The organism is Vibrio sp. FF145 (genome assembly GCF_041439075.1).
Taxonomy (GTDB): domain Bacteria; phylum Pseudomonadota; class Gammaproteobacteria; order Enterobacterales; family Vibrionaceae; genus Vibrio; species Vibrio tasmaniensis_A.
Genome location: NZ_JBGONH010000130.1, coordinates 1 through 1177 on the forward strand (window position 1 = coordinate 1; position 1177 = coordinate 1177).

Below are 1177 nucleotides of genomic sequence, written 5' to 3' on the forward strand. Positions count from 1 at the left end.
AAGATTTTAGCTACAACACCAGCACCAACTGTACGGCCACCTTCGCGGATTGCGAAACGTAGACCTTCGTCCATTGCGATTGGAGCGATTAGCTCAACAGTCATTTGAACGTTGTCACCTGGCATTACCATTTCTACGCCTTCAGGTAGAGTGATATCGCCTGTTACGTCAGTTGTACGGAAGTAGAACTGTGGACGGTAACCCTTGAAGAAAGGAGTGTGACGGCCGCCTTCGTCTTTAGAAAGTACGTATACTTCAGACTCAAACTTAGTGTGTGGGTTGATTGAACCTTTAGCAGAAAGTACTTGGCCACGTTCAACGTCATCACGCTTAGTACCACGTAGAAGTGCACCAACGTTCTCACCTGCACGACCTTCGTCAAGCAGTTTACGGAACATTTCAACACCAGTACAAGTAGTAAGAGTAGTCTCTTTGATACCAACGATTTCTACTTCGTCACCTACACGTAGGATACCGCGCTCGATACGACCAGTAACTACAGTACCACGACCTTGGATTGAGAATACATCTTCAATAGGAAGTAGGAACGGTAGATCAACAGCACGCTCTGGAAGTGGAATGTAAGAATCTAGTGCTTCTGCAAGCTCAACGATCTTGTCTTCCCACTGCTTTTCGCCGTTTAGAGCGCCAAGTGCAGAACCTTGAATTACTGGTAGGTCGTCTCCTGGGTACTCGTACTCAGAAAGAAGTTCACGAACTTCCATTTCTACTAGCTCAAGTAGCTCTTCGTCATCAACCATGTCACATTTGTTCATGAATACGATGATGTAAGGGATACCAACTTGACGACCAAGTAGGATGTGCTCACGAGTTTGTGGCATAGGGCCATCTGTAGCAGCAACAACTAGGATACCGCCGTCCATTTGAGCAGCACCAGTGATCATGTTTTTAACATAATCGGCGTGTCCAGGACAGTCTACGTGTGCGTAGTGACGTTCAGGAGTATCGTACTCAACGTGAGAAGTTGCGATTGTGATACCGCGCTCGCGCTCTTCTGGAGCGTTATCGATAGATGCGAAATCTTTAGCAACACCGCCGTACACTTTTGCAAGTGTAGTACAGATAGCAGCAGTTAGAGTTGTTTTACCGTGGTCAACGTGGCCGATAGTACCAACGTTTACGTGCGGTTTCGTACGTTCAAATTTTTCTTTAGACA

At 46.5% G+C, this 1177-nt stretch carries 1 protein-coding gene; it reads right to left on the reverse strand.

Features of this window, described 5'->3' with window-relative positions:
• On the reverse strand, positions 1–1177 hold a 1177-nt coding region (gene tuf, locus ACED42_RS21810), incomplete at both ends, for an elongation factor Tu (protein ID WP_017079846.1).